We start from the raw sequence: 24188 nt of genomic DNA on the forward strand, positions 1-24188 counted from the left end.
TTTTCTTTTTTTATTTTTTTTAGATTGTCATTTTGATGCTTTCGTGATAATCTATGTGTGTAAACGGTTACACATTTATGAAGGGAGGCTCTCCATTGGCTACAATTAAAGATGTTGCAAAAGCTGCACAAGTGTCTGTTGCCACTGTTTCACGCGTGCTCAATGATACTGGATATGTTCATTCAGATACGAAAACCCGCGTGACGCAAGCGATGCAGGAGTTGAACTACTTTCCCAATGAAGTGGCTAGATCCCTTTTCAAAAGAGAATCACGCTTAATCGGCTTAATCTTGCCTGATATCACAAACCCCTTCTTTCCTCAGCTTGCTAGAGGCGTTGAGGATGAGATTCATGCGCACGGTTTTCGGTTATTATTCGGAAACAGTGATGAAGATCGAGAGAAAGAAATGGCATACTTACAAACCTTTAAACAAAATCAAGTAGTCGGTGTCATCGCGGTCACAAATGAACCTGAGTCAGATATATACAATGATGATGATCTACCTGTTGTGTTTTTAGATCGAACGGTTCCACATGCACCTTCTGTTTTTGCAGATGCTGCAGCTGGCGGGAAAATGGCGGCAATGGAATTAATCAGACGCGGCAGCCGGCAGATCACACTGTTAAAAGGACCTGCCCATCTGCAAACAGCGCGGCAGCGATTCAAAGGCGCACTCGATGTTCTCACGAAAACAGGTGTCGACTTTCATGTGATGTCTAATGCTTCCTTTTCCTTTCAAGAAGCCCGAAAAAGTGCCAAGGCCCTTTTCCAGCTGTACCCTGAAACAGATGGAATCATTGCCAGCAATGATATCGTCGCAACAGCGGTCATCCATGAAGCGCTTCGAATCGGAAAAGCGATTCCAGGAGACGTTCAAATCATTGGATTTGATGATATTCCGCAAAGTGAGTTGCTCTTCCCTTCCTTATCGACCATAAGGCAGCCCGCCTATGAGATGGGAAAAGAAGCGGCACAGCTGTTAATCAAAGCGATTCAGAAACAACCGATAGATCAACCAGTTATTCAAATGCCCGTCTCTTTTATTGAACGAGAGACCACAAGAAAGGTGGATTCACAATGAGTCATATTGTTGTAGTAGGAAGCTGTTCAATGGATTTAGTCGTCACTTCAGATAAACGGCCAAATGCCGGTGAAACAGTTTTAGGCGAATCGTTTAAAACGGTCCCAGGCGGGAAAGGTGCCAATCAGGCAGTCGCAAGCGCCAGACTCGGTGCAGATGTATATATGGTCGGCCGAGTTGGTGATGACGCTTATGGCCATGATATTCTTAGCAATTTACAAGCACAAGGTGTCCGTACCTCATATATGAAACCGGTTACCGAAATGGAGAGCGGCACAGCTCATATCATTTTAGCAGAAGGTGATAACAGCATTGTTGTGGTCAAAGGGGCAAATGACGAGGTCACTCCTGACTATGTAAGTGATGCTCTTTCTACAATTGATGATATTGGGATGGTTCTCATCCAGCAGGAAATACCTGAAGAAACGGTCGAAGCGGTCTGCACCATTTGCAGTGAAAAAGAAATCCCTGTCATTTTAAACCCTGCACCAGCCCGTAAAGTATCGAAGCAGGTTTTAGATCAGGCTGCTTACATTACACCGAATGAACATGAAGCTGTTCTGATGTTTGATGGGCTGCCAACCAGAGATGCCTTGCGTCAATACCCTAACAAATTACTGATCACAGAAGGAAAAAATGGGGTTCGATATTTTGATGGAACGAAAGAAGTGTTGGTTCCAGGCGTTCCTGTCGAAGCAGTCGATACAACAGGAGCTGGTGATACCTTTAACGGAGCCTTGGCTGTCGCTCTAACAGAAGGCAAATCCCTCTATGACGCACTTGCCTTTGCCAATCTTGCCGCATCAATGTCCGTCACAAAGTTTGGCGCACAAGGCGGCATGCCAACAAGAGAAGAATTGGAGAAAAAGAAATGAAAAAAAACGGCATCCTAAACAGCCATATCGCCAAGGTGCTTGCTGACCTTGGCCACACAGATACAATCGTCATCGCAGACTGTGGTCTCCCTATCCCAGAAGGTCCAGTCAAAATCGACCTGGCGTTATCAATCGGCACACCATCCTTTCAGGAGGTCACCTCCCTCCTTCTTCAGGAAATGGCCGTTGAAAACATCACTGTAGCTAGTGAAATCAAAGAAGCCAATGAACGAGATCATTTATTTCTCAAGAAAGCGCTCTCAAATCCATTACATGAAGTAGACCACGAGACGTTCAAAGACATGACCAAACAGGCAAAAGCAGTCATTCGAACGGGTGAAGCCACCCCATACGCAAACTGCATTCTTCATGCCGGTGTCATCTTTTAAAAGGAGGAGCCAGATATGAACATAGAGATGCATAACATCCATAAGGCTTTTGGAAAAAACACCGTTCTCTCCGGGGTCTCCTTTGACCTCGTCACAGGTGAAGTCCACGCACTCATGGGTGAAAATGGTGCGGGAAAATCAACTTTAATGAATCTGCTTACAGGTCTTTATTCTTTAGATCAAGGAACGATACAAATCGACGGAAAAGAAACCGCTTTCAAAAATCCGAAGGAAGCGGAGCAGCACGGCATCGCCTTCATTCATCAGGAGCTCAACATATGGCCGGATATGACCGTCTTGGAGAACCTATTCATCGGGAAAGAAATCTATACGAAACTCGGACTGCTAGATACTAAGAAAATGAAGACCCTCGCCCAAACGCAGCTGGACCGTTTGTCTGTGAATCTCTCACTTGAACAAGAGGCAGGCAGCTGTTCTGTTGGACAAAAACAGATGATTGAGATTGCAAAAGCATTAATGACCGATGCGAAGGTCATCATCATGGATGAGCCGACAGCAGCTCTAACGGAACGGGAAATCGAGAAGCTCTTCCAGGTCATTGAATCTCTCAAAAAAGAAGGCGTTTCCATTGTCTATATTTCTCACCGTATGGAGGAAATCTTTGCAATCTGTGACCGGATTACGATCATGCGTGATGGGAAAACGGTCGATACGAAAGCCATACCTGAAACGAATTTCCATGAAGTCGTCAAAAAAATGGTCGGCCGTGAATTGACAGATCGATATCCTGAGCGAACGCCTTCTACAGGAGACATTGTCCTTGAGGTGAAACAAGCAACGAGAAAAGGACAATTTCAAGATATCAGCTTCTCAGTTAAGGCTGGAGAAATCGTCGGTGTTGCAGGCTTAATGGGTGCTGGCCGGACCGAAATGATGCGGTCACTGTTTGGCCTCGATCCTCTTGACCAAGGAGAAATCTGGGTTCATGGAAAAAAGGCTGTTATTAAAAAACCAAGTGATGCCGTCAAGCTCGGCATCGGCTTTATCACAGAGGATCGCAAGGATGAAGGATTGATGCTTGATGCATCCATCCGAGAAAACATCGGTCTGCCAAACTTAAAAAGCTTCTCTCCAAAGGGACTGATTGATAAGAAAACAGAACAGGATTTTGTCGACCTGCTCATTAAAAGACTGACGATTAAAACCGCTTCCTCTGACATCTCTGCCCGAAGCCTGTCTGGTGGAAATCAGCAAAAAGTCGTCATTGCCAAATGGATCGGCATACAGCCGAAGGTCTTGATTTTAGATGAACCGACACGAGGTGTCGACGTCGGAGCGAAACGAGAAATCTATCAGTTAATGAATGAACTGACCGATCGAGGCGTTGCCATTTTAATGGTCTCCTCTGAACTCCCAGAGATACTCGGGATGAGCGATCGAGTGCTCGTCATTCATGAAGGAGCCATCAGCGGAGAATTAGACAAAGCAGAAGCAACGCAGGAACGAATTATGACACTAGCTACAGGAGGGAAGTAACATGAAACCACTTACTTCAAATGGACGATTTGATCACATCATGCAAAAGCTTGGGCCATTCTTAGGACTCATCATCCTTGTCGCCATTGTTTCTATTTTAAACCCGGCCTTTTTAGAGCCATTAAACATCTTAAACTTACTGAGACAAATCTCCATTAATGCCCTCATTGCCTTTGGCATGACGTTTGTTATTTTAACTGGAGGTATTGATTTATCAGTCGGTGCTATTCTTGCACTGTCCAGTGCCCTGACTGCCGGCTTTATCGTTTCTGGCATGGATCCGATTTTAGCCATTATCGTCGGCTGTATCATCGGTGCCGTTCTTGGGATGATCAACGGTCTTTTAATCACAAAAGGCAAGATGGCTCCATTTATCGCAACGCTTGCCACGATGACAATTTTCAGAGGTTTGACACTCGTTTATACAGACGGAAACCCGATTACTGGGCTTGGCTCTAACTATGCATTTCAGTTATTCGGCCGCGGATATTTCTTAGGCATTCCTGTTCCAGCGATCACGATGCTTCTCACCTTTATCGTACTTTGGGTACTGCTTCATAAAACACCTTTCGGCAGAAGAACATATGCCATCGGCGGGAATGAAAAAGCGGCTCTCATCTCAGGAATCAAAGTACCGCGCGTGAAAATTATGATCTATTCATTAGCAGGCTTCATGTCTGCCTTAGCAGGTGCGATCTTAACATCTCGCCTAAATTCAGCGCAGCCAACAGCTGGTACATCCTATGAGCTTGATGCCATTGCTGCCGTCGTACTTGGCGGGACAAGCCTGTCCGGCGGAAGAGGTCGAATTGTCGGCACACTCATCGGGGTACTCATTATCGGTGTCCTGAACAATGGTATGAACTTACTTGGCGTTTCATCATTCTATCAATCTGTTGTGAAAGGGATTGTCATCTTGATTGCAGTCCTATTAGACAGAAAGAAATCTGCTTAAGGAGGCAGCCGCTATGAAAAAATATCTTATTCTCATCCTGACTCTCTCATTGTTCATGCTTTCTGCCTGCTCACTTGAACCGCCGGAGTGGGCCAAGTCATCAAAGGATGGCAAGAAAAAAGACATCAAAATTGGGCTGTCGATCTCGACGTTAAATAACCCATTCTTCGTTTCTCTGAAAAACGGTGTGACAAAAGAAGCGAAAAAGCTAGGCATTGAAGTCGTGATTGCAGATGCACAAAATGATTCAGCTAAACAAACAAGTGATGTAGAAGACCTTATTCAGCAAGGCGTCGACGCATTGCTCATCAACCCAGCGGATTCATCTGCCATATCAACCGCTGTCGAATCAGCAAACGCTTCAGATATACCTGTCATCACATTAGACCGCTCAGCCGAAAGTGGAAAGGTAGAAGCACTTGTCGCCTCAGATAACGTCAAAGGCGGAGAAATGGCAGCTAACTTTATCATTGACAAGGTTGGCAAAGGAGCAAAAGTCGCTGAATTAGAAGGCGTACCAGGCGCTTCCGCTACACGTGAGCGTGGAAAAGGATTCCATCAAATAGCGGATAAAGATTTAAAAGTGACAGCAAAACAAGCTGCTGACTTCGACCGGACAAAAGGACTGAATGTCATGGAAAACCTCCTTCAAGGAAACCCTGACATCAAAGCCGTTTTTGCCCACAATGATGAAATGGCACTTGGCGCACTAGAAGCGATTCAAAGCTCTGGGAAAAACATTCTTGTCGTTGGCTTTGACGGAAACGAAGATGCACTCAGCTCAATTAAAGCAGGAAAGCTCTCTGCAACGGTTGCGCAGCAGCCAGAGCTGATCGGTCAACTGGCAGTCGGTGCTGCAAACGATGTATTAAAAGGGAAAAAGGTACAAAAGAACATCGCAGCTCCACTCAAACTAGAACAGAAGAAATAAACAGAAAACCCCCGATTTCCCTCGGGGGTTTTCCTATTACTGTGGTCTTTTCAGCACAAATGACGTGCCTAAATGGGCATAATCATTACCTGCTAGGCGAGCGACTGGTTTCAGTTCATTAGTAGAAACATAGCCTTTTTCTGCATCATAAACAGCCTCATCTAAATGTGCACATACAACCCGGCCAATGATATGATCAACTGTGATCTCCCCTTCATCATTTTGAAAGGTCAGATGTTTTTCCAGCTGACATTCAAAACGAATGCGCGCTTCCTTGATTCCCGGCACTGAAATGACATGACTCTCTACTTGATGAAGTCCGGTGCGATCCAGCTCACTCTCTTCCCGAGGCAATGTAGCAGCTGTTTCATTAATATCTTCTATCATGTCTTCATCACTCACATGGACGACAAACTCTTTCTTGTCGATGATATGCTGCGCAGTATCTTTCATCTGACCATCACGTCGTCCGATAGAAACCGCAATGAGCGGCGGGTGTCCGCTGATGACATTAAAGAAACTAAATGGTGCGGCATTGACGATATTTTCTTTAGACAGACTTGTAATAAATGCAATCGGTCTTGGGACGATAGATCCAGATAATAGTTTATATGCCTCTTTTCGTGACAGCTGATCCATTTGCAATGTAATCAATTCAGGAACGCCTCCTTTTAATGTAACGACATCATACCATAACCCGTTCCCTATACCTCTTATTCCAGCTCGGTGCGATGCAGGATATGGTGGACAAGATGAAATAAAGCAGGATTATGATTTTCCCGTCTATAGGAAATCGTCCATTCCGCCAGAAGCTGTTCATCCTCAATGGCCCGATATACAACATCCAGATTAAATAAACGCCGGGCTGATTTTGGAATCACTGCAATACCGATTCCTGCTGTGACGAGGCCAATGATCATTTGATATTCCGCCGCTTCCTGCACGATATTTGGAGAAAACCCGTACTTTTCACATAGCAGGACAAAGTGCTGATAAAGAGACGGCCATGATTCCTGTGATAAAGAAATAATCGGTTCATGACGGATATCTTCAATCGTGACCGTCTCTTTTTGAGCCAATCGATGATTTTTTGGAATCGCAAAAATACATTCACTCTGCTTCATCAAACGACTAACTAGCTCTTCATGCGGCGATGTAGGATGTAAAAAACCGATATCAATCTCACCATTTAAAAGTGCTTCTAGCTGCTGCGGGACAGAAAGCTGCTGCAGCTCAATACTGACAGAGGGATACAGCTCCCTGAATTCACGTACAACGGGCGGCAGAATATCATATGTTGCCGTTCCAACAAAACCTATGATGATTTTCCCCAGCTCTCCTCTTGCTGTATGACGGGCATGATCAACCGCTTTATCAAGCTGCTGCAGCACTCCCCGAACCTCATGTAAAAAGACCTTTCCAGCTGCTGTTAGCTCCACCACCCGCTTCGACCGGTGAAATAAAGGAAAACCCAATTCTTCCTCAAACTGCTTAATTTGCTGACTAAGTGGAGGCTGTGTCATATTCAACCGCGCGGCTGCTCTGCCAAAATGCAGCTCCTCCGCTACTGTGACAAAATACTGCAAATGTCTCAGTTCCATCCTTTCACTCCTCACACACTTATTCGTGAAACATATCAAAACCACGTTAAACATATATTGGAAAATTTATTTTATGAAATGTATAGTAAATCATATCATGAAAATATATTTTCATAAAAAATTTTACTTGCCGAAAGGAGTGCGGGGTAAATGAAATCTCAAGCACAACCCCTAACAAGACGAGGAGCAGAATTGATTGTTGATACGCTGATTGCTCAAGGTGTGACCCATGTTTTTGCGATTCCAGGTGCAAAAATTGACGCTGTATTTGATGTATTAAAAGACAGAGGTCCAGAGCTTGTCCTATGCAGACACGAACAAAATGCAGCCTTTATGGCAGCTGCTGTCGGACGATTAACGGGCAAACCAGGTGTTTGTCTCGTCACATCAGGTCCTGGTGCATCTAATTTAGCAACAGGTCTATTAACAGCCAATACAGAAGGTGATCCTGTTGTCGCAATCGCTGGAAACGTCATTCGTGCAGATCGTCTGAAACGAACACATCAATCACTCGACAATGCGGCATTATTCAAACCAGTCACAAAATATAGCGTTGAAGTACAAGACGTTCATAATATACCAGAAGCATTAACAAATGCTTTTCGCGCGGCACAAAAAGGGCAGGCTGGAGCAGCATTTATCAGCTTTCCACAAGATGTCGTGACAGAACACACCACACAAACACCAGTGTCTGCTCACCCTTCTCCAGAATTAGGTCCTGCACCAGATGCTCTCATCAGTTCGGCTATCGCCAAAATTCAAAATGCACACTTACCTATTGCGATTGTGGGAATGAAAGCTAGTCGTCCAGCTGCTGCAAATGCCACAAGAGCATTATTAAAAACACTTGGTATCCCATTTGTTGAAACGTACCAAGGAGCCGGCGTTCTCTCAAGAGAGCTCGAGTCTCAATATGTAGGCAGAATCGGCTTATTCCGTAATCAGCCGGGTGATCTTCTCATTGAACATGCAGATGTCCTTTTGACCATTGGCTTTGATCCAATTGAATATGATCCGAAGCATTGGAACCTTCAGCCGCAGCAGCGTCAGATCATCCATGTTGATGACATGCAGGCAGATATTGACCATTTTTATGAGCCAGCGCTTGAGCTTGTAGGCAATATTTCTGAAACCGTCAAACATCTAGCGCATGACAGTGTTCCCCTTTCTCTAAGCAAAGAGAACATAGAATTAGTCACTGAATTACAGGAGCTATTAAGCAACATTGAAAAGACACCAGAAAGAGAAAGTCATCGATCTCACCCGCTGGATGTCATTCATACATTGAGACGTCTGATTCCTGATGACACGAAGGTCACGTGTGATATCGGATCTCACGCGATTTGGATGTCCCGTCACTTCCGCGTCTATGAACCGAACTCATTCCTGGTGAGTAACGGCATGCAAACATTAGGCGTCGCATTACCATGGGCAATTGCGGCTTCTATCATGAATCCAGATGAAAAGATTATCTCGGTCTCAGGTGATGGCGGTTTTCTCTTCTCCGCAATGGAGCTAGAAACAGCAGTCCGGAAGAAAACAAACCTCGTTCACCTTGTTTGGAACGACAGCACATACGACATGGTCGCGTTCCAGCAGGAAATGAAATATGACCGTACATCCTGCGTTGAATTCGGGCAGATCGATTTAGTGAAATATGCGGAAAGCTTTGGAGCGACTGGACTAAGGGTCAACTCACCTGAGGAGCTTTCAACCGTCCTTCAAAAGGGTATAAACATAGAAGGACCCGTGATTATTGATATTCCGATTGACTATCAAGACAACCCTGACCTCGCCAGTCAAAAATGGCCAGAAGTCTTTCGCAAGAAACATGCAATGAACGTCAGATAAGACTTCGATACATTACATTAAAGGAGTGAGCGGTTATGGGTATGATGCACCCAATGAATCAACAGAATGACACAAGACAGCATGACAAACAGCAAGAGGTCTATCAAGTATCGACAATGACCTCCCTGCTGGAAGCCGTATATGATGGAGATTTCTCCCTCGCACATATTCCTGAACACGGTGATTTTGGCATCGGTACGTTCAATCAATTAGATGGAGAGCTGATCGGCTTTGACGGCGCATTCTACCGGCTGCGCTCGGATGGAACAGCGACACCGGTCACCAATCAAGATTATTCACCATTCTGCTCTCTAGCATTCTTTGAAACAGATATCGTTCATCGAATTGATGCACCTATGACATCCAAAGAGCTGGAAGAAGAAATCGACCGCATCTTACCAAGTAAGAATATCTTTTATGCGGTCCGCATTGATGGATCTTTCAAAAAGGTTCAAACACGTACGGTTGAAAAACAGGAAAAACCTTACGTTCCAATGGTAGAAGCAGTCAAGTCACAGCCTATTTTCGACTTTGAGGATATTCAAGGTACGATCGCAGGCTTCCGTACACCGCAGTATGCACACGGCATTGCGGTGAGTGGATATCATCTTCATTTTATTGATGAAGATCGAAGTGTTGGCGGACACGTATTTGATTACACCGTTGATCAAGTCACCATCCGCATTTCTCAAAAACGCCATATGAATTTACATCTGCCAAATACGCAGGAATTCTTCCAAGCAGACATTGATCGAGCTGACCTTGCACAGCAAATTGCCAGTGCAGAAAGCAGTCCAGATCAATAAATGAAGTCACCCCGGTGAGCCCGGGGTGTTTTTTTATGCATAAAGACGATTTTCACCCCGTAATATTTTCCTTTCGATAGCAAATAACAAATTATACATTCTATTCGTAATAAAATATGATAGAATATCAACAGAAGAAAGGTGGTTATACGGTGTCAAAAGACTATAGCATTCCAAACCTAACATTAGACGAAAGAGATAAACAAATTTTATCCCTATTACACGAGGACGGGCGCATGTCTTATACAGATCTCGGCAAACAGGTCGGTCTGTCACGTGTTGCCGTACAAGCCCGCATTCAGCAGCTCATTGAAGCAGGGGTCATTGAACGATTCACCGCTGTAATTAACCCCGCGAAGGTCGGCATTCATGTCTCTGTCTTCTTTAATGTAGAGGTAGAGCCGAAATTTTTAGAAGCGGTTGCCCTTCAACTAGAAAAGGAAACGGCTGTCACAAGCCTTTATCACATGACAGGACCAAGCAAGCTGCATATGCATGGCATTTTTCAACATGAACAGGAAATGGAGACTTTCCTGACAAAAAAGCTATACCCGCTAGAAGGCGTCGTCAGTGTGGACTGCCAAATGCTCATTAAACGATACAAAAGCCGCATGGGCATGAAATTGTAGACAGGAGTTGAACCACTTGCAATCATATATCGAACTCATTATCGCTATGGTGCGAACCGGGATTCTCGGTTTTGGCGGAGGCCCTTCCGTCATACCGCTTATTCGCCATGAAGCGGTGGTGAAATATCAATGGATCAACGATGACGAATTCGGAGAAACACTCGCCATCGCCAATGCATTACCAGGCCCGATCGCAACAAAAATGTCAGCATACCTCGGCTATCGATTAAAGGGCGTATCTGGCGCAATTGTCGCAACAGCTGCTCATATTTTACCAACATGTCTCGCCATGGTAGCCCTTGTTACACTTGTCAGCGTTTTAAGCTCCTCACAAATCATTCAAAATATGATAGGTGCTGTGACCCCGGTCATTGCCGTGCTACTCGGCATCATGGCATATGAGTTTGGACAAAAAGCGCTGAAAGGCTTCGGCATGATCTTCGGGGTCGCTCTATTCCTTCTTGCCTTTATTGGACTGCAAGTGCTGTCCATTCATCCAGGAATCATCGTGATGATCTTTTTATTTTATGGCGCTTTTCATTTTAAACTGAAAAATCATTGGAATCGGTCAAATAAAGAGAAAGGAGTGTCTTCATGATCCTGATTCTCTTTTTATTCTGGGCATTCTTTTTATCCAATCTATTAGGATATGGCGGTGGTCCTGCATCTATCCCGCTCAATTATGAAGAAATCGTCAATCATTTTCATTGGATGACGAACGAAGGATTCTCCAATATGCTGGCTTTAGCCAATGCACTGCCGGGGCCAATCGCTACGAAGATTGCAGCATATGTCGGCTATGACGTCCTGGGCTGGCCAGGCTTTATCGTGGCACTGCTTGCCACTGTACTGCCGTCCGCTGTTGGGCTGATTTTATTGCTCAAGCTGATTGACCGCTTTCGTCAATCTCCCGTCGTTAAAGGCATGACCTTATCCGTTCAGCCTGTCATTGCGATGATGATGCTTTTATTAACATGGGAAATCGGCGGAGATGCAGTGAAAGCCATCGGCTGGACGCAATCGCTCGCCATTGCTGCGATCTCCTTTTTCTTGATGACCAAATTCAAGCTGCACCCTGCCTTTCTTATTGTGGCTGCTTTCTTATATGGTGGATTCATTCTGCCGCATTCGTAAAAACCGATAACATTCACTGTTATCGGTTTTCTTTTACATATAAATTGGAGAAACTGATCTGCGCCCAATCGAATGATACTCGACCCCTGCTTGTTCTGCCGCTTCAAGTGTATGACAGTTTCGTCCATCAAAAATAAGCGGCCGCTTCATCCATTTCTTGTAGGAAGCGAGTGGAAACGACTGAATATCCGCCCACTCTGTTAATAGACAGACCGCATCGGCATCCTTGATCGCTTCCTCAATCGTTTGAGCAAATAAAACTTGATCCGGCAGCTCGCGAGCTGCATGCCGGGCAGCAACAGGATCATACGCCACAAGCTCCGCACCTAATTGATGGAGCTCATGAGCGATCGGAATAGATGGTGCCTCCCTCATATCGTCTGTATTCGGTTTAAAGGACAGACCAAGAAGCGCAATTCGCTTCCCTTCAATAGCTGCCCCCAGCCGCTCCTGAATATTTCGAATAAAACCTGTCCGCTGCTCATTATTTACTTTAATCACAGCCTTTAACAGTTCAAAATCATGGGACACATGCCCTGCAATTTGGACAAGTGCATTTGTATCCTTTGGAAAACAAGAGCCTCCGTAGCCAATGCCCGCTCTGAGAAAGGAAGAACCAATCCGCTGATCAAGCCCCATTCCCTGCGCCACCCATTCAACATCAGCCCCTGTTTTTTCACAAATGGAGGCAATCTCATTCATAAAGCTGATTTTTGTCGCCAGAAATGCATTTGATGCATACTTGATCATTTCAGCACTTTTACGGTCTGTTTTGACCATTGGAAGGTGGAAATCAGCATACATGTCCTCCAGCTGATCTAATACGGCTTTTGTTTCAGCTCCAATCACAAGCCGATCCGCCCTCAATGTATCTGAAATGGCAGAGCCTTCCCGTAAAAATTCTGGGTTAGATGCAATCGCTAGTGGCTCCTTCCGTCCTAATTCTTGATGGATCAACTGATCGATTTGATCTCCCGTTCCGACAGGCACCGTACTTTTCACCACAAGAATCGCCCCTGACTTTGCTTTTAAGCCCATCTCTTTTGCAGCCTGAAACACATACTGTAAATCAGCTTGGCCATCTGCCTGCTGCGGGGTGCCGACTGCAATCATTAACACATCTGCCCGCGGGTAGACTTCCGCTCCATTTATGTGAAAATGAATTCGTCCCTGCTCAAGATTGCGTTTCAATAGCTCTTTTAACCCTGGCTCATACATTGGGGGAGTTCCCTGTTTCAGCTGCATGACCTTTCGGCGGTCAATATCAATACACGCCACATCATGTCCTGCCTCCGATAAACACACACCTGTCACAAGCCCCACATACCCACAGCCTGCAATCGCAATATTCATGACACCATCAGCTCCCCATACTCCTTATGCTTGTAATGACATCGTATGCCGGGAGCGTTCATTCCATTCTTAAAAGCATACAAAAACCCCCTGCCATCACTAGCAGGGGGTCACTTTTATGAAACAAGACCATTTCGAATATGAGCAATCAGATTTTCAAGCATTTCTTTTGTTGTGACATCATTTGAATTTTCACCAATATCATGAGCGTACATCAAAATCTTTAAAAATTCTTCTTGATTTAAACCCTTATTATCCATGTCTGTATCCTTTCGATTCCACTAATTTCATTATTATATGCTGTAAGGTTGGTTTATGCAATACTCTATTACATCATTCGACAGCTTTTGAAATTTATGACCATTTTCATGAAAAACTTTTTTATAAATCCCCATTGAGCTATAATAAAAGAATTGGAATCTTTTACTTGGTTAGGAGCGGATCAAATGCTTCAGCACAACATCAACGAAGAAGAAATCAAACAAACAGCCGAACAGATCAAAGAACTTCTTCCTGCAACAGATGAAAACAAACAACTCATCAAAAAAGCATTGATTACTTATAGACAGGACAGCGTATATCGGCTCAAGCAAGAGTCTGATACCGAATGGTCAGCTTATGTACATGACGTCGTGGCAGCAAAGGTCCACCTTCATGTGCTGTTTCCTGTGAGAAGCAGCTGCTCATGTCCAGCAGATGGACTTTGTAAACACATTCTTGCTGTCTTCTTTTCGCTATACGCTCAAGTAGAGAGTGTGACCGGATTTACAGAAAATTGGTCAGAAAAAGATGAATTACAGCGCAGCAAAGAACTGATTCGCCAGCACTTCCAAGTGAAGCGCCCAGACGAACAATCACTCCAAAGCTGGCTGACTTTTTTCCAAGAGGAATTTAACCTCTGGCTGAAACGGACACCGAAGCACCAGCAAACGCCGCAGCATTTATATTACGGCTATTTATCGATCCTAAAAAAACACGCACCTGCTTCACCTGAATTCAAGAGCTTGTATGCGATTCATACGTCGATCGATGTATGGCTTAGGCTTCATGAACTCGTCGACCTCGGCCGGCTTGATGCCGAAAAAGACTTTTATTCCATGAATCCCTATGTAGAACAGCTCATGAACACCATTTTCGATTCAGTGGATCATTTGAAGACATACGCCCTTTCCTTTTCCCTCGATCCGTTTCTTGAAAACACACCAACTGCCGTTCGCACACTTCTTCAAATCAGTGGACCTTTCCAGCATGAACGAGTAGCGGTCTTTATGGAGATTTGGGGCACCATATTAAATAGAGGGAAATGGGTCAAAAAAGAAACAGAATTACTAAAGAACGCCCAAAAGAAAGAACAAACGGTTGAACGTACTATCGGGCTGATGCACATGGATTATTTACTGAAAGAAGACGAAAGCCTCTTTCAGCAATTACAGCTGCTCAATGCGGATATGCTGCCAAATGTGCTCAATTGGCTAAAGGATCTCACAAACCGAAAGGACTGGAAGCGGCTCAAGCTCTGGTATCATGAAATCACCTATATATTAGAGGAATATTGCCAGCTCGACCTTTCCTATAGAGAACTGCGGGGAGCCGTCAGTGATTTCTTCTTTTATTTAGATGCATACTTTAAGCAGACGAAGGATCATCATTTATATGAACGCTACCTACAAATCTGTATGCCCTATGCGTTTACAGAATACAGTCAGCTCTTGTATGCACAGCAGCGTTATGCGGAATGGATTGAGATTCACAGCCTTGTAGGTTTCTCCATTAGTGAACTGGAGAAGGATTTGATCAAGCAGATTGCAAAAGAGGAGCCGGAAGCCCTCATTCCATCGTACCACCGCGAAATCTCATTGCTTCTCGATCAAAAGAATCGAAGTGCTTATCGAGAGTCTGTGAAAATGCTGAAGAAACTGCGCACGCTTTATCATAAAACGAAAAAAACCGCGATCTGGGAAAGGTATGTAAAGCAGCTGCAAGATTCAACAAAAAGGCTGCGTGCGTTCCAAGAGGAAATGAAGAAAGGAAAATTGATTGATGACACGCCATAAACAAATTGTCATTCATGCAGAACAAACTGAAGATTTCTCTTTCACCATTTCAGCGCAAGCAGAGGACGGACACCCTGTTCCGCTTAATGAAATGAAGAGGCAGCTTTTCCAATGGCACGAATCTTCTTTCTACGGAACATTCTTAGAAGATGTCAGCTTTATTGGCACACCTGCCTTTCTGTTAAGCCCTTGGATGACCGTTGAGTTGCTGGGAAAAAATTCATTTAATACGTTTAGTCATGTGACATTAACGGATGAAACGGAACCACTGATGAAAACAGCCTCCACCATTTACGAATTCATCGAGGACGAAGATTTCGTTCCCGATTACGAGGCGTGGACAAAAGGCGAGCTTCGTTTTAAAGATAAAGAAGGGCTATTAGATGGCTATACGGCTGATTGGTTCTCCTTTGCTGTACAGGATTACATTCAATATGATGATGCCTTGCAGCACAAATGGAACCGTATGACCGCACAATCGCCTGCGCTCTCATCCTTCCAAGGACATTTTCTAGATGAGCAGGATTTCCTGGAGACGATTGGCTGGATTGATGACGAAACGCCGTTCACTGTCGGCTTGCGCTTAAACGAGCCGGATTTTGACGGAGATGATTGGAAAATCGAATTGTTTTTGCGTGATAAGAAAAACAGCGACCTTCACTTTTTTGAAGGCATTCGTTCATTGAAAAGGTCTTGGCATCCGTATCAAGATAAAATTTCAAGAGAGCTGGAACGATTCAGTCAAATCGTCCCTTGGCTTTCTTTCACATCTGGCACCACACTTATGTCAGAAGAAGAAGCGTGGCTCTTCCTATCTGAAGCAAGTGAAACACTTGTCAATATGGGCATTGAGATTCTGCTCCCATCGTGGTGGCAAATTGTCAAAGACAGCACGATGATGTTAAAAGCAAGGATTTCTTCTACACCGCGAGGCGAATCGCATGTCGGAATGGACGCATTAATGGACTTTAATTGGCGCTTTGCCACAAACGGCATTGAGCTGACAGAAGATGAGTTCAACGAACTTGTCCAAAGCAAACGACGTCTTGTCAACATTCGAGGACAATGGATCAAAATAGACCCGACCTTCATCCAGCAAATGAAAAAGTGGATGGAGCGTGCCGAAAATGAAGGACTTCACATGTCTGATATTTTATCACGCGAACTGGCAGATCAAGAAGCTTCCTCTGAATCGATTCCAGAACTACTAGACAGTTCAGCATTTGCCCATATTCAATTTGAACTTTCATCGCAATTAAGAGGGCTTGTCCACCAATTAAATGATTCGCACGAGCTGCCTTCTTACGAAATGAGTGAGTCCTTCAAAGGCACACTGCGTCCGTATCAGCAGCATGGTGTGAATTGGCTGTTATTTTTAAGATCTCATGGATTTGGGGCTTGTTTAGCAGATGATATGGGCCTTGGAAAAACGATTCAAATGATCGCGTATTTCACGTATTTGAAGGAGCAGGAGCAAAATGCCGCTCCATCTCTCATCATTGCGCCGACTTCTGTTTTAGGAAACTGGCAGCGAGAGCTCGAAACGTTCGCACCACATTTGAAGGTTGCCCTGCATTATGGCCCATCGCGTCCCCAGGGAGAGGACTTCACAAAAGCATACGAGTCAACAGATATTGTTCTGACGTCTTATGGACTCTCACATTCTGATCGTGATGAATTAACGGCAGCAAAGTGGAATACCATTTGCTTAGACGAAGCCCAAAACATCAAGAACGCCCATACGAAACAATCGAGAGCGATTAGACAGCTCAAAGGACAGCATCACATAGCCCTCAGCGGGACACCAATGGAAAACCGTTTGACAGAGCTTTGGTCCATATTCGATTTCGTCAACAAAGGATATCTCGGCAGCCTGACCAGCTTCCATAAAAAGTTCGTCCTTCCGATTGAAAAAGACCGTGAAGAAAAAAGAATTGAACAGCTCCAGCAGCTGATCAAACCATTTTTATTAAGACGAACAAAACAAGATGAAGAGGTTGCCCTGAACTTGCCTGAAAAACTCGAAGAAAAAGAATTCATTCCGCTCTCCGCTGAGCAGGCATCTTTATATGAACAGCTCGTGAAGGATACCTTTGAACATATGGCATCATTAACAGGGATGCAGCGAAAAGCCATTATTTTAAGTATGCTTGGCAGACTCAAACAAATTTGCGATCACCCTGCGCTCTATTTAAAAGAGAGTGGAACAGATGTGAAACTGCTGAAACGTTCGTTAAAAATGGATAAACTCGCAGAGCTGTTAAAAGCGATACATGAGCAAGGAGAAAGCTGCCTCATCTTTACGCAGTATATTGAAATGGGTAACATGATCAAGCAGCTGGCAGAAAAGATGTTTGGAGAACCAGTCCAATTTTTAAATGGCAGTCTCTCAAAACAGGAGCGGGACAAAATGGTGGACCGCTTCCAGAAGAAAGAATTCAACATCTTAATTCTCTCTTTAAAAGCAGGAGGAACAGGACTCAACCTAACCGCCGCAAACCATGTCATTCACTACGATAGATGGTGGAATCCTGCTGTGGAAAACCAAGCGACAGACCGAGCTTATCGGATTGGACAAAAACGATTTGTTCACGTCCATAAGATGATCACAACGGGCACAATCGAGGAAAAAATCGATCAAATGCTCGAAACAAAACAAACATTAAATGATCAAATTATCCAAAGCGAAAGCTGGATTACAGAGCTATCGACAAACGAACTAGAAGACTTATTTACCTTAAGTGCCGCCGCTCAATCATCTTAATCACAGCAAAAAGAGGACTTTTCTCAAGCTTCATGAAAAGTCCTCTTTTTTATTTCATATAACGTATGCTAAATGTTCAGTTTTTTCAATGCAGATTTCACATTCATATACGTATTTAATTCACGGAAGTCCTCTCTCATTTCTCCCATCTTCATTGCAAGATTCGGTTTAATTCCTGTCACAATGAGTTCAGTACCCGTCATTAAAATCAAATCGTTCAGCTTAAAGATCGCATCTGCCACAAATGAATCCACTTCTAATAACCCGGACAGATCGACAATAAAATAATCATCCTTGGATTGAGAGATATAGGTGGAGACCGTTGAAATGATCTTATCAAATCTTGGCGCTGTTAACGTACCAATGATCGGTAACACAGAGATACCATCTTTCACCGGAACGATTGGAACAGAAATATTCAGCACTTCATCAATTGATTGCTCAAGAAGCTCCTGCTGTTCTTTCTCTTTCGTGACATCCTTTTGCAGACCAACAAAATAAAGACGTTTTCCTTCCTTTTCGTCAATCCAAAGAGGAGCGACACTTAACTCGTTCCAAAACATTTGTCCAGATTTTTTATAATTTTTCAGCTGAACAGTAACAGCCTCTTTGTTCTCAATGGCTGTTCTAATTTGCTTGAGAGCGATTTGTTCAGTTTCATCTCCCTGAAGGAAACGACAATTCCTCCCCAATACTTCAGTTTCTTGATAGCCTGTCATATCTAAAAAGCCCTTGTTCACATATATTAAAGGATTATCAGGTAAAGACGGGTCCGTCACCGTCAGGCCAACCTGAGTATAGTCCAAGGCTTCCTTGATTAAATGCAGATTTTCGGACTTATAAGATTCCAGCGCCATTCGTTTACTCTCCTTATTTTCCTTACAAGCGGGTTATATTCATAATTAAATTATATGATGTTCCACATCATGTGTAAATAGAAGTGGTTCTGAATTCCTCTTTTGTAGAATGCGCTTCATCCTATGTGATTTATACCACGACATCTGATTCATCTATTTCAAAAGGTGCCGGATCATATGCGCGACACCGTGTTCATCATTTGATAACGTCACGTGATCAGCGATTTCTTTTATATCCTGTCTCGCATTCCCCATCGCAACCCCAACACCAGCAGCTCGAAGCATTGATTCATCATTTAAACTGTCTCCTACAGCCGCTGCCCGGCTTAAAGGAATACCTAGTCTTTCTGCCAGCCTTGTTAAAGCCTGCCCTTTAGACGCGTATTTTGAACCAATTTCAAAGTTATGATCAGCCGAACTGACCAATGTTACATCTGAATCATCACCAAACATATCCCATCCGGCTTTCAATCTGTCTTGAAAAAAAGAAAAACCTAAGATATTGTAAAATGAAAGCTTTCGATCCTCACGAAACAATTCTTTATATGTATCAATATAAGAAAAACCCGACTGGCTGTATTGAACTTCTGCCGCTTGTTTTAAGACATTTTGATCCGTTTCTGGATTTGCACTTTTTAAACGGTCCATTTCAATCGCAAGAAGCTCTCTGCCGCGATTTGGCGTGAAAATGGCTTCGTTTGTAAAGACTTCATAATAATAATCACGTTCTTCAAGCCATGACAGTATGTGTTTAGCCTTTTCTTCTTGTAAAGCAGCTGAATGGTACACTTGTCCAGTTGGATCATGAATTACAGCTCCATTGGCACTAATCACCCATGTATTCATACCAAGCTGGTCAAAAATAGATCTCACATCAAAATACGCTCTCCCTGTTGACACGACAACCTCAATTCCATTCGCAGCTGCTTCCTTTAATGCCTGCTCGTTTTCCTGACTCACTTTGTGTTCACTGTTCAATAAAGTTCCATCTAAATCCGTTGCGATTAATTGAATGTTTGTCATCGTTCTCTCCTTTATGTCTTTATTTTCAACCGACATACCATTAACAAAATCCATCATCATTATGAAATGAGTATCCACTATTTGCAAGAGCTGATCGGTTAAACAGTGAATAAAAGGGTATCCGGCCACGCAAATATGACCGGATACACACAAAGGGGATTCACAAGGGGACACAGACCTATACAAAGAAGCATTGGTTCTATATTACGCAGTGTTCATATGAACAAGGCAGCATCTATCAGCTTTAGCTAGAGGGGGGGCTGTCAGATGATAGACGTTACCTTTTGATTCGGGACTTGCCTCCTTTCCTTTCAGCTACCCCTAGTCTACGGAGAAAGGCCGTATGTGACAAAACAGGAAAATAGCAAAATAGGCCTTCAAATTCTCTATATCCTCATTCATTTCTGTTTTTTACCGCTTGCGTATAAAACATCATCTTGTTTTGTTTGATGAAATACTTATTTTTCATAAATTGATAAAAAATATCTGAATGAATCCAATTACTAGAAGGCATGTGAATATAATCAGATCCGTCCCACGCAAACCAATAAAAACAAAGCCGGCCATCATGAACCGACAGCTGAAACTCAAAACAGTCCATTTGATCCTCGGTGACATATTGAAACGTGAGTGACTCTCCTTCTTCCATATACACATCACAAAATGAAAGAATGTCTCCCCACGAATAAACACGTATATCACTCTTTGCCTTGTCGTCGCCAATATGAATGTTTCTTAATTGATAGGACTCCATAAAACATCTCCTTTCACTCATGTGCAGCTAGTTCTAAGCAGGCAGCGGTTTCATTTATACAGATGTTGTATGCTATAATAATACTTACGAATAATGAACGCTTGTGAGGTGATAAATATGAAAACCTTTAGGCTGATTGATTTAAAAATTGAACTTGATCCACAGCAAGATAAAATGTCCAGCATTCCCCTTCGTGACGGTTTAATCATTAATAAAGAAGACGGTGAAAATCACTGGATGATCGAGGCACTCATTCCAAAGAAACATAGACAGGTGTTTGAGGTACTCTTTCAGCAGCACACAGAAGTGAAGATTCTTGTAACGATCACTAAAGAAAACAACCGCCCTGTTCATCTATCTGTCCAAGTCAAAAACATCGTTGCCTTAGAAGAAAACATTTCTGTGTTACTAGATGGTAAAATGATTACAAATCGTTACAGAACAGAAACTGAAGAAGTATTAAAAGACCTCGTCAAAGAGGGGCTGTCAGGAGAAAAACTACTGGATGCTTTTAAACAAAACACATAAAAAAGAGCGGGATCAGCCGCTCTTTTTCTATTGCACATCTTTAGACTGGCTTTGATTTTTCAATAAATCTCTGATTTCAGTTAGCAAAACTTCCGTTTGATCCGGCGTTTCCACAACCTCTTCTTCCTCAACCTTTTTCCGTTTTAACTTATTCAAATAACGAATAAAGATAAAAATGGAAAACGAGATAATTAAGAAATCAACCACTGTTTGAATGAAGTTCCCATATAAAATTTGAGCAGCTCCGATTTTAATGGATAAACCGCTAAAATCATGCCCTCCAATAATAATACCGACAAGCGGCATAATTAAATCATTCACAAGAGAAGTGACAATTTTGCCAAATGCTCCCCCAATGATGACACCTACAGCCAAGTCAATGACATTGCCCTTGACAGCAAACTCTCTAAATTCTTTCAGCATCCTTTATCACCTTCATCTTTTTTTGTCTAATATGACGTTTTTTTGTCAAAAATGCAAGTCCTGATCCGTTCAGACTGGTTGTTTTCATCTAAAAAAGCGATTCACCCTTGATGAATCGCCAAACAAATCATGATACTTTAGGACCAATAGAAAATGTAAGTTCTGCTTCACATGCCACTTCGCCATCTACAGTGGCTACGGCTTTTCCTTTTGCAACAGGACCGCGGAGGCGCGTCACTTCAACCTCTAAACGAAGCTGATCGCCAGGCTTGACCTGTCTTTTGAATCGGCAGCCGTCAATTCCAGCAAACAAACCAATTCTCCCTTGGTTCTCTTCTTTACCTAAAATGATGACCCCAAAAACCTGAGCAAGCGCTTCTACGATAAGCACACCCGGCATGACTGGATATCCTGGGAAATGACCGTTAAAAAATTCTTCATTTACTGTTACATTTTTGATTCCAACCGCTCTTTTGTCACCATCAACCTCTAAAATACGGTCGACCAATAAGAATGGGTAACGGTGTGGAATAATGTCTTGAATTTGCTGAGCATCAAGCATATCTTGATCTCTCCTTCTTTTCTATATCGCTGATCTTCATTTGATTCCTATAGAAGTATATTATGAATGCTGGCATTTTTCAATATTCGCCTTATGCATATGGTAAAAAATAGAATCTATCATTACCAATTGTCATCAAATATAATCCACACTACACTCATTGTTTTTTCACAAATATGGTAATATATATTACATCATTGATTGAATAAGAGGGTAAAAATGAATTTTATGAGCGATAAATCCATAAAAAAACTTCTCCATTCCTGGTATACAATGCTAAAGCATCGACATTTTTCGAAGGCTGAAGAAATCAAAAAAACACTGCTAAAATATAAACGCAAATTATCAAAAAAACAGGAACTCTATTTCCATTATCAGCTGATGCTTTTCCGTCATCAGCTCTGGATGAATCAGACAGAGGACTTAGAAAAACTCAAACATGAACTGCTGCCCCACAAAGATGATATGAACGAAGAACTGCAATATTATTTTTATTTCTTTCTCGGATTATATGAATCTTTAAAAAGTGATCAAAATGATGCGATTCATTATCTCGAACAGGCAGAGGAACGACTGCCATTACTTAACGATGAGCTGGAGGAAGCAGAGTTCCATTTCCGTACAAGCGGTGTTTATTATAACAACCGTTACTCGTTGTTATCGATTCGTCATATTCAAAAAGCCATGGATATTTTTGCAAAGCACGGAGATATCCATAGCATCTATCGGTGTAAAATTGTGCTCGCTCTTAACTATAGCGACCAAAAAAAATATAAGGAAGCGGAAGATATTTTCATTGAAATTATTGATTATGTGAAAAAAATTGATGATCAAGAGCTGCTCGGTATCGTTTATTATGATGCTGGCTTTATTCAGTCAAGACAAAACCGTCATAAGGAAGCGCTGGAATACTTCAAAAAAGCGCTTCGTCTTCCAGCATACCGAAAGTCAGCACACTCCTATGTATCGTGCCTATACGAAACTGTGCGTTCCTGTTTTAAAGAAAATTTAACCGATGAAGGGATGAAATATATTCAAAAAGGACTGAAAGAAGCCGTTGCTTCCCAGTTTGATATATTAAGAATGAAGTTTCAAATCTTATCTCTTCTCTACAGCCAAACGCCAAAGGCAGATGAGCAGATCGCCACTCTCGTCACATGTCTTGAACGAAAAGAAGCCTGGATTGATCTTGAGGATCTGCTTGCTGATGTCTCAGATTTTTATAAAAAAAAGGGCGACTTTGAGCGAGCCGCCTTTTTTATCATGAGAGGCTGATACCAGCCTGCTGATTATCGAATTGTATTAATTAATCCCAGCATTTGATCGCCCATCGTAATCGTTCTTGAATTCATCTGATAGGAACGCTGTGTTGTCATGAGGTCTGTTAATTCTTTCGACATGTCCACATTTGACGTTTCCAGTGCACCTTGCTGAAGCTGAATCGCCTCTCGGTTTGCTCCATTTAGTGCAGTTAATGCGCCTTGATAGGTTCCGTCGACCGAGAACAAATTATCTCCTTCAGAGACAAGTGCTGACGAATTATTGACTTGTACAACGCCTAGATTCACTTGCTGATTCGGTTGATTATCTCTTGAAATCGCCGTAAGCCGTCCATTTTTATCGATTGAAATATCACGGAAATTCGCATTTAAGACGATTGCATTCCCGTTTTCATCAAGAATCGGATAGCCTTCGCTCGTGACAAGCTGCACTTGGTTACGGTTATTGCCCGGCTGCAAGTAGAGTGAGCCATCTCTTGTATAACGGATATTACCGCCGGCGTTGACCTGCAAATACTGCGACGGCGCTCCGAAGGCAACATCAAGATCACGTCCTGTTTCTTTAATCGAGCCTTGCAGCGAGTTAATGGACGCATTGACCATTGTCCCCGTTCCAAGCCTTAACCCAGCAGGTGTCAGACGACTGTTTGCCACCTGCTCATTTTTTTCATCTACCTGATTAAACTGCTGTCTGATCAGCTCTGAGAAACGGGTATTTTTCGCACGGTACCCTGTTGTTTCACTGTTCGCGATGTTGTTGCTGATGATGTCAAGCTGCTTTTGCACTTCATTCATTGATACAGCTGCGTTTATCATCGTTCTAAGCATAATTATCCTCCT

General features: G+C 43.1%; 25 protein-coding genes. 15 read left to right on the top strand and 10 right to left on the bottom strand.

Features of this window, described 5'->3' with window-relative positions:
• Positions 1-95: 95 nt before the first annotated feature.
• From BAE31_RS08755 to rbsB, 6 genes are read left to right on the top strand one after another with little or no spacing between them, the layout of a single operon-like run.
• Complete coding sequence (locus BAE31_RS08755; RefSeq protein WP_076840214.1) at positions 96-1082, top strand: LacI family DNA-binding transcriptional regulator; 987 nt, start codon at positions 96-98, stop codon at positions 1080-1082.
• Positions 1079-1957, top strand: coding sequence for a ribokinase (gene rbsK / locus BAE31_RS08760; protein ID WP_076840215.1), 879 nt, complete (start codon positions 1079-1081; stop codon positions 1955-1957). Before BAE31_RS08755 ends, rbsK begins: the two co-directional genes overlap by 4 nt.
• Positions 1954-2346 carry a D-ribose pyranase gene (rbsD, locus tag BAE31_RS08765; RefSeq protein ID WP_076840217.1) on the top strand — a complete coding sequence of 131 codons (393 nt, stop codon included), beginning with the start codon at positions 1954-1956 and terminating at the stop codon, positions 2344-2346. The genes rbsK and rbsD overlap by 4 nt, the downstream gene beginning before the upstream one ends.
• 15 nt (positions 2347-2361) lie before the next feature.
• Positions 2362-3843 (top strand): sugar ABC transporter ATP-binding protein, encoded by a 1482-nt coding sequence (locus BAE31_RS08770; RefSeq protein ID WP_076840219.1) that lies wholly within the window; start codon positions 2362-2364, stop codon positions 3841-3843.
• Between the two features lies 1 nt (position 3844).
• Entirely contained in the window at positions 3845-4798 is a 954-nt protein-coding gene (gene rbsC, locus BAE31_RS08775; RefSeq protein WP_024423678.1) for a ribose ABC transporter permease RbsC, read from the top strand.
• Positions 4799-4811: 13 nt separating this feature from the next.
• Positions 4812-5729 carry a ribose ABC transporter substrate-binding protein RbsB gene (gene rbsB / locus BAE31_RS08780; RefSeq protein ID WP_076840220.1) on the top strand — a complete coding sequence of 306 codons (918 nt, stop codon included), beginning with the start codon at positions 4812-4814 and terminating at the stop codon, positions 5727-5729.
• A gap of 36 nt (positions 5730-5765) precedes the next feature.
• On the opposite strand, the gene BAE31_RS08785 is transcribed toward rbsB, so the two are convergent.
• Both BAE31_RS08785 and alsR read right to left on the bottom strand, forming a co-directional pair.
• Positions 5766-6383, bottom strand: a complete 618-nt coding sequence (locus BAE31_RS08785; protein WP_041108105.1) for a flavin reductase family protein — start codon at positions 6381-6383, stop codon at positions 5766-5768.
• A 59-nt stretch (positions 6384-6442) separates the two neighbouring features.
• Positions 6443-7330 carry an acetoin biosynthesis transcriptional regulator AlsR gene (gene alsR, locus BAE31_RS08790; RefSeq protein ID WP_041108107.1) on the bottom strand — a complete coding sequence of 296 codons (888 nt, stop codon included), beginning with the start codon at positions 7328-7330 and terminating at the stop codon, positions 6443-6445.
• 150 nt (positions 7331-7480) lie between these two features.
• On the opposite strand from alsR, the gene alsS reads away from it, so the two are divergent.
• The 5 genes from alsS (at position 7481) to chrA (ending at position 11750) form a co-directional block, all read left to right on the top strand.
• Positions 7481-9181: an acetolactate synthase AlsS gene (gene alsS, locus BAE31_RS08795; RefSeq protein ID WP_041108109.1), complete on the top strand. Its 1701-nt coding sequence runs from the start codon at positions 7481-7483 to the stop codon at positions 9179-9181.
• A 35-nt stretch (positions 9182-9216) separates the two neighbouring features.
• Positions 9217-9987, top strand: coding sequence for an acetolactate decarboxylase (gene budA / locus BAE31_RS08800; protein WP_024423683.1), 771 nt, complete (start codon positions 9217-9219; stop codon positions 9985-9987).
• Between the two features lie 152 nt (positions 9988-10139).
• The gene (gene chrS, locus BAE31_RS08805; RefSeq protein WP_024426311.1) at positions 10140-10616 is read left to right on the top strand and encodes a chromate efflux transcriptional regulator ChrS; all 477 of its coding nucleotides are present in this window, start codon (positions 10140-10142) and stop codon (positions 10614-10616) included.
• A gap of 16 nt (positions 10617-10632) precedes the next feature.
• Positions 10633-11214: a chromate efflux transporter ChrB gene (gene chrB / locus BAE31_RS08810; RefSeq protein WP_081385828.1), complete on the top strand. Its 582-nt coding sequence runs from the start codon at positions 10633-10635 to the stop codon at positions 11212-11214.
• The gene (chrA, locus tag BAE31_RS08815; protein WP_237727557.1) at positions 11211-11750 is read left to right on the top strand and encodes a chromate efflux transporter ChrA; all 540 of its coding nucleotides are present in this window, start codon (positions 11211-11213) and stop codon (positions 11748-11750) included. The genes chrB and chrA overlap by 4 nt, the downstream gene beginning before the upstream one ends.
• Before the next feature lie 33 nt (positions 11751-11783).
• Here the strand turns inward: chrA and BAE31_RS08820 are convergent, their stop codons facing one another.
• Both BAE31_RS08820 and BAE31_RS19635 read right to left on the bottom strand, forming a co-directional pair.
• On the bottom strand, positions 11784-13103 hold the full coding sequence (locus BAE31_RS08820; RefSeq protein ID WP_076840222.1) for a UDP-glucose dehydrogenase family protein: 1320 nt from the start codon (positions 13101-13103) through the stop codon (positions 11784-11786).
• A 116-nt stretch (positions 13104-13219) separates the two neighbouring features.
• Positions 13220-13363 carry a YwzD family small protein gene (locus BAE31_RS19635; RefSeq protein WP_003214884.1) on the bottom strand — a complete coding sequence of 48 codons (144 nt, stop codon included), beginning with the start codon at positions 13361-13363 and terminating at the stop codon, positions 13220-13222.
• Positions 13364-13549: 186 nt separating this feature from the next.
• On the opposite strand from BAE31_RS19635, the gene BAE31_RS08825 reads away from it, so the two are divergent.
• Both BAE31_RS08825 and BAE31_RS08830 read left to right on the top strand, forming a co-directional pair.
• Entirely contained in the window at positions 13550-15157 is a 1608-nt protein-coding gene (locus BAE31_RS08825; RefSeq protein ID WP_041108115.1) for an SWIM zinc finger family protein, read from the top strand.
• Complete coding sequence (locus tag BAE31_RS08830) at positions 15144-17921, top strand: DEAD/DEAH box helicase (protein WP_056765594.1); 2778 nt, start codon at positions 15144-15146, stop codon at positions 17919-17921. The genes BAE31_RS08825 and BAE31_RS08830 overlap by 14 nt, the downstream gene beginning before the upstream one ends.
• 68 nt (positions 17922-17989) lie before the next feature.
• On the opposite strand, the gene ytvA is transcribed toward BAE31_RS08830, so the two are convergent.
• From ytvA to BAE31_RS08845, 3 genes are all read right to left on the bottom strand, one after another.
• Entirely contained in the window at positions 17990-18778 is a 789-nt protein-coding gene (gene ytvA, locus BAE31_RS08835; protein WP_029706346.1) for a YtvA family blue-light photoreceptor, read from the bottom strand.
• A gap of 153 nt (positions 18779-18931) precedes the next feature.
• Positions 18932-19792: a Cof-type HAD-IIB family hydrolase gene (locus BAE31_RS08840; RefSeq protein WP_212667500.1), complete on the bottom strand. Its 861-nt coding sequence runs from the start codon at positions 19790-19792 to the stop codon at positions 18932-18934.
• A 403-nt stretch (positions 19793-20195) separates the two neighbouring features.
• The gene (locus BAE31_RS08845; RefSeq protein WP_056765590.1) at positions 20196-20555 is read right to left on the bottom strand and encodes a hypothetical protein; all 360 of its coding nucleotides are present in this window, start codon (positions 20553-20555) and stop codon (positions 20196-20198) included.
• A 117-nt stretch (positions 20556-20672) separates the two neighbouring features.
• Here BAE31_RS08845 and BAE31_RS08850 point away from each other — a divergent pair, with 117 nt between their 5' ends.
• Positions 20673-21083 carry a YwpF-like family protein gene (locus tag BAE31_RS08850; RefSeq protein WP_024423692.1) on the top strand — a complete coding sequence of 137 codons (411 nt, stop codon included), beginning with the start codon at positions 20673-20675 and terminating at the stop codon, positions 21081-21083.
• Positions 21084-21110: 27 nt separating this feature from the next.
• Here BAE31_RS08850 and mscL read toward each other — a convergent pair whose 3' ends face one another.
• Together mscL and fabZ are read right to left on the bottom strand one after the other, a co-directional pair.
• Complete coding sequence (gene mscL, locus BAE31_RS08855; RefSeq protein WP_024423693.1) at positions 21111-21506, bottom strand: large conductance mechanosensitive channel protein MscL; 396 nt, start codon at positions 21504-21506, stop codon at positions 21111-21113.
• 127 nt (positions 21507-21633) lie between these two features.
• The gene (gene fabZ / locus BAE31_RS08860) at positions 21634-22068 is read right to left on the bottom strand and encodes a 3-hydroxyacyl-ACP dehydratase FabZ (protein WP_075621595.1); all 435 of its coding nucleotides are present in this window, start codon (positions 22066-22068) and stop codon (positions 21634-21636) included.
• Between the two features lie 219 nt (positions 22069-22287).
• Here fabZ and BAE31_RS08865 point away from each other — a divergent pair, with 219 nt between their 5' ends.
• Positions 22288-23343 (top strand): tetratricopeptide repeat protein, encoded by a 1056-nt coding sequence (locus BAE31_RS08865; RefSeq protein WP_076840226.1) that lies wholly within the window; start codon positions 22288-22290, stop codon positions 23341-23343.
• Positions 23344-23357: 14 nt separating this feature from the next.
• Here the strand turns inward: BAE31_RS08865 and BAE31_RS08870 are convergent, their stop codons facing one another.
• Positions 23358-24176, bottom strand: coding sequence for a flagellar hook-basal body protein (locus BAE31_RS08870; protein ID WP_034281197.1), 819 nt, complete (start codon positions 24174-24176; stop codon positions 23358-23360).
• Between the last annotated feature and the right edge of the window lie 12 nt (positions 24177-24188).

Source organism: Bacillus sp. I-2, assembly GCF_001974945.1.
Classification (GTDB): Bacteria; Bacillota; Bacilli; order Bacillales; family Bacillaceae; genus Bacillus; species Bacillus safensis.

What these genes read in the sequence shown, in the direction of transcription:
- BAE31_RS08820 (WP_076840222.1), bottom strand. Translation starts at nt 13,103, where the DNA reads ATGAATATTGCGATTGCAGGCTGTGGGTATGTGGGGCTTGTGACAGGT.
- BAE31_RS19635 (WP_003214884.1), bottom strand. Translation starts at nt 13,363, where the DNA reads ATGGATAATAAGGGTTTAAATCAAGAAGAATTTTTAAAGATTTTGATG.
- mscL (WP_024423693.1), bottom strand. Translation starts at nt 21,506, where the DNA reads ATGCTGAAAGAATTTAGAGAGTTTGCTGTCAAGGGCAATGTCATTGAC.
- fabZ (WP_075621595.1), bottom strand. Translation starts at nt 22,068, where the DNA reads ATGCTTGATGCTCAGCAAATTCAAGACATTATTCCACACCGTTACCCA.
- budA (WP_024423683.1), top strand. Translation starts at nt 9,217, where the DNA reads ATGGGTATGATGCACCCAATGAATCAACAGAATGACACAAGACAGCAT.
- chrA (WP_237727557.1), top strand. Translation starts at nt 11,211, where the DNA reads ATGATCCTGATTCTCTTTTTATTCTGGGCATTCTTTTTATCCAATCTA.
- BAE31_RS08850 (WP_024423692.1), top strand. Translation starts at nt 20,673, where the DNA reads ATGAAAACCTTTAGGCTGATTGATTTAAAAATTGAACTTGATCCACAG.
- rbsB (WP_076840220.1), top strand. Translation starts at nt 4,812, where the DNA reads ATGAAAAAATATCTTATTCTCATCCTGACTCTCTCATTGTTCATGCTT.
- rbsD (WP_076840217.1), top strand. Translation starts at nt 1,954, where the DNA reads ATGAAAAAAAACGGCATCCTAAACAGCCATATCGCCAAGGTGCTTGCT.
- ytvA (WP_029706346.1), bottom strand. Translation starts at nt 18,778, where the DNA reads ATGGCGCTGGAATCTTATAAGTCCGAAAATCTGCATTTAATCAAGGAA.
- BAE31_RS08830 (WP_056765594.1), top strand. Translation starts at nt 15,144, where the DNA reads ATGACACGCCATAAACAAATTGTCATTCATGCAGAACAAACTGAAGAT.
- BAE31_RS08845 (WP_056765590.1), bottom strand. Translation starts at nt 20,555, where the DNA reads ATGGAGTCCTATCAATTAAGAAACATTCATATTGGCGACGACAAGGCA.
- alsS (WP_041108109.1), top strand. Translation starts at nt 7,481, where the DNA reads ATGAAATCTCAAGCACAACCCCTAACAAGACGAGGAGCAGAATTGATT.
- BAE31_RS08825 (WP_041108115.1), top strand. Translation starts at nt 13,550, where the DNA reads ATGCTTCAGCACAACATCAACGAAGAAGAAATCAAACAAACAGCCGAA.
- rbsC (WP_024423678.1), top strand. Translation starts at nt 3,845, where the DNA reads ATGAAACCACTTACTTCAAATGGACGATTTGATCACATCATGCAAAAG.
- BAE31_RS08870 (WP_034281197.1), bottom strand. Translation starts at nt 24,176, where the DNA reads ATGCTTAGAACGATGATAAACGCAGCTGTATCAATGAATGAAGTGCAA.
- BAE31_RS08865 (WP_076840226.1), top strand. Translation starts at nt 22,288, where the DNA reads ATGAATTTTATGAGCGATAAATCCATAAAAAAACTTCTCCATTCCTGG.
- BAE31_RS08770 (WP_076840219.1), top strand. Translation starts at nt 2,362, where the DNA reads ATGAACATAGAGATGCATAACATCCATAAGGCTTTTGGAAAAAACACC.
- rbsK (WP_076840215.1), top strand. Translation starts at nt 1,079, where the DNA reads ATGAGTCATATTGTTGTAGTAGGAAGCTGTTCAATGGATTTAGTCGTC.
- alsR (WP_041108107.1), bottom strand. Translation starts at nt 7,330, where the DNA reads ATGGAACTGAGACATTTGCAGTATTTTGTCACAGTAGCGGAGGAGCTG.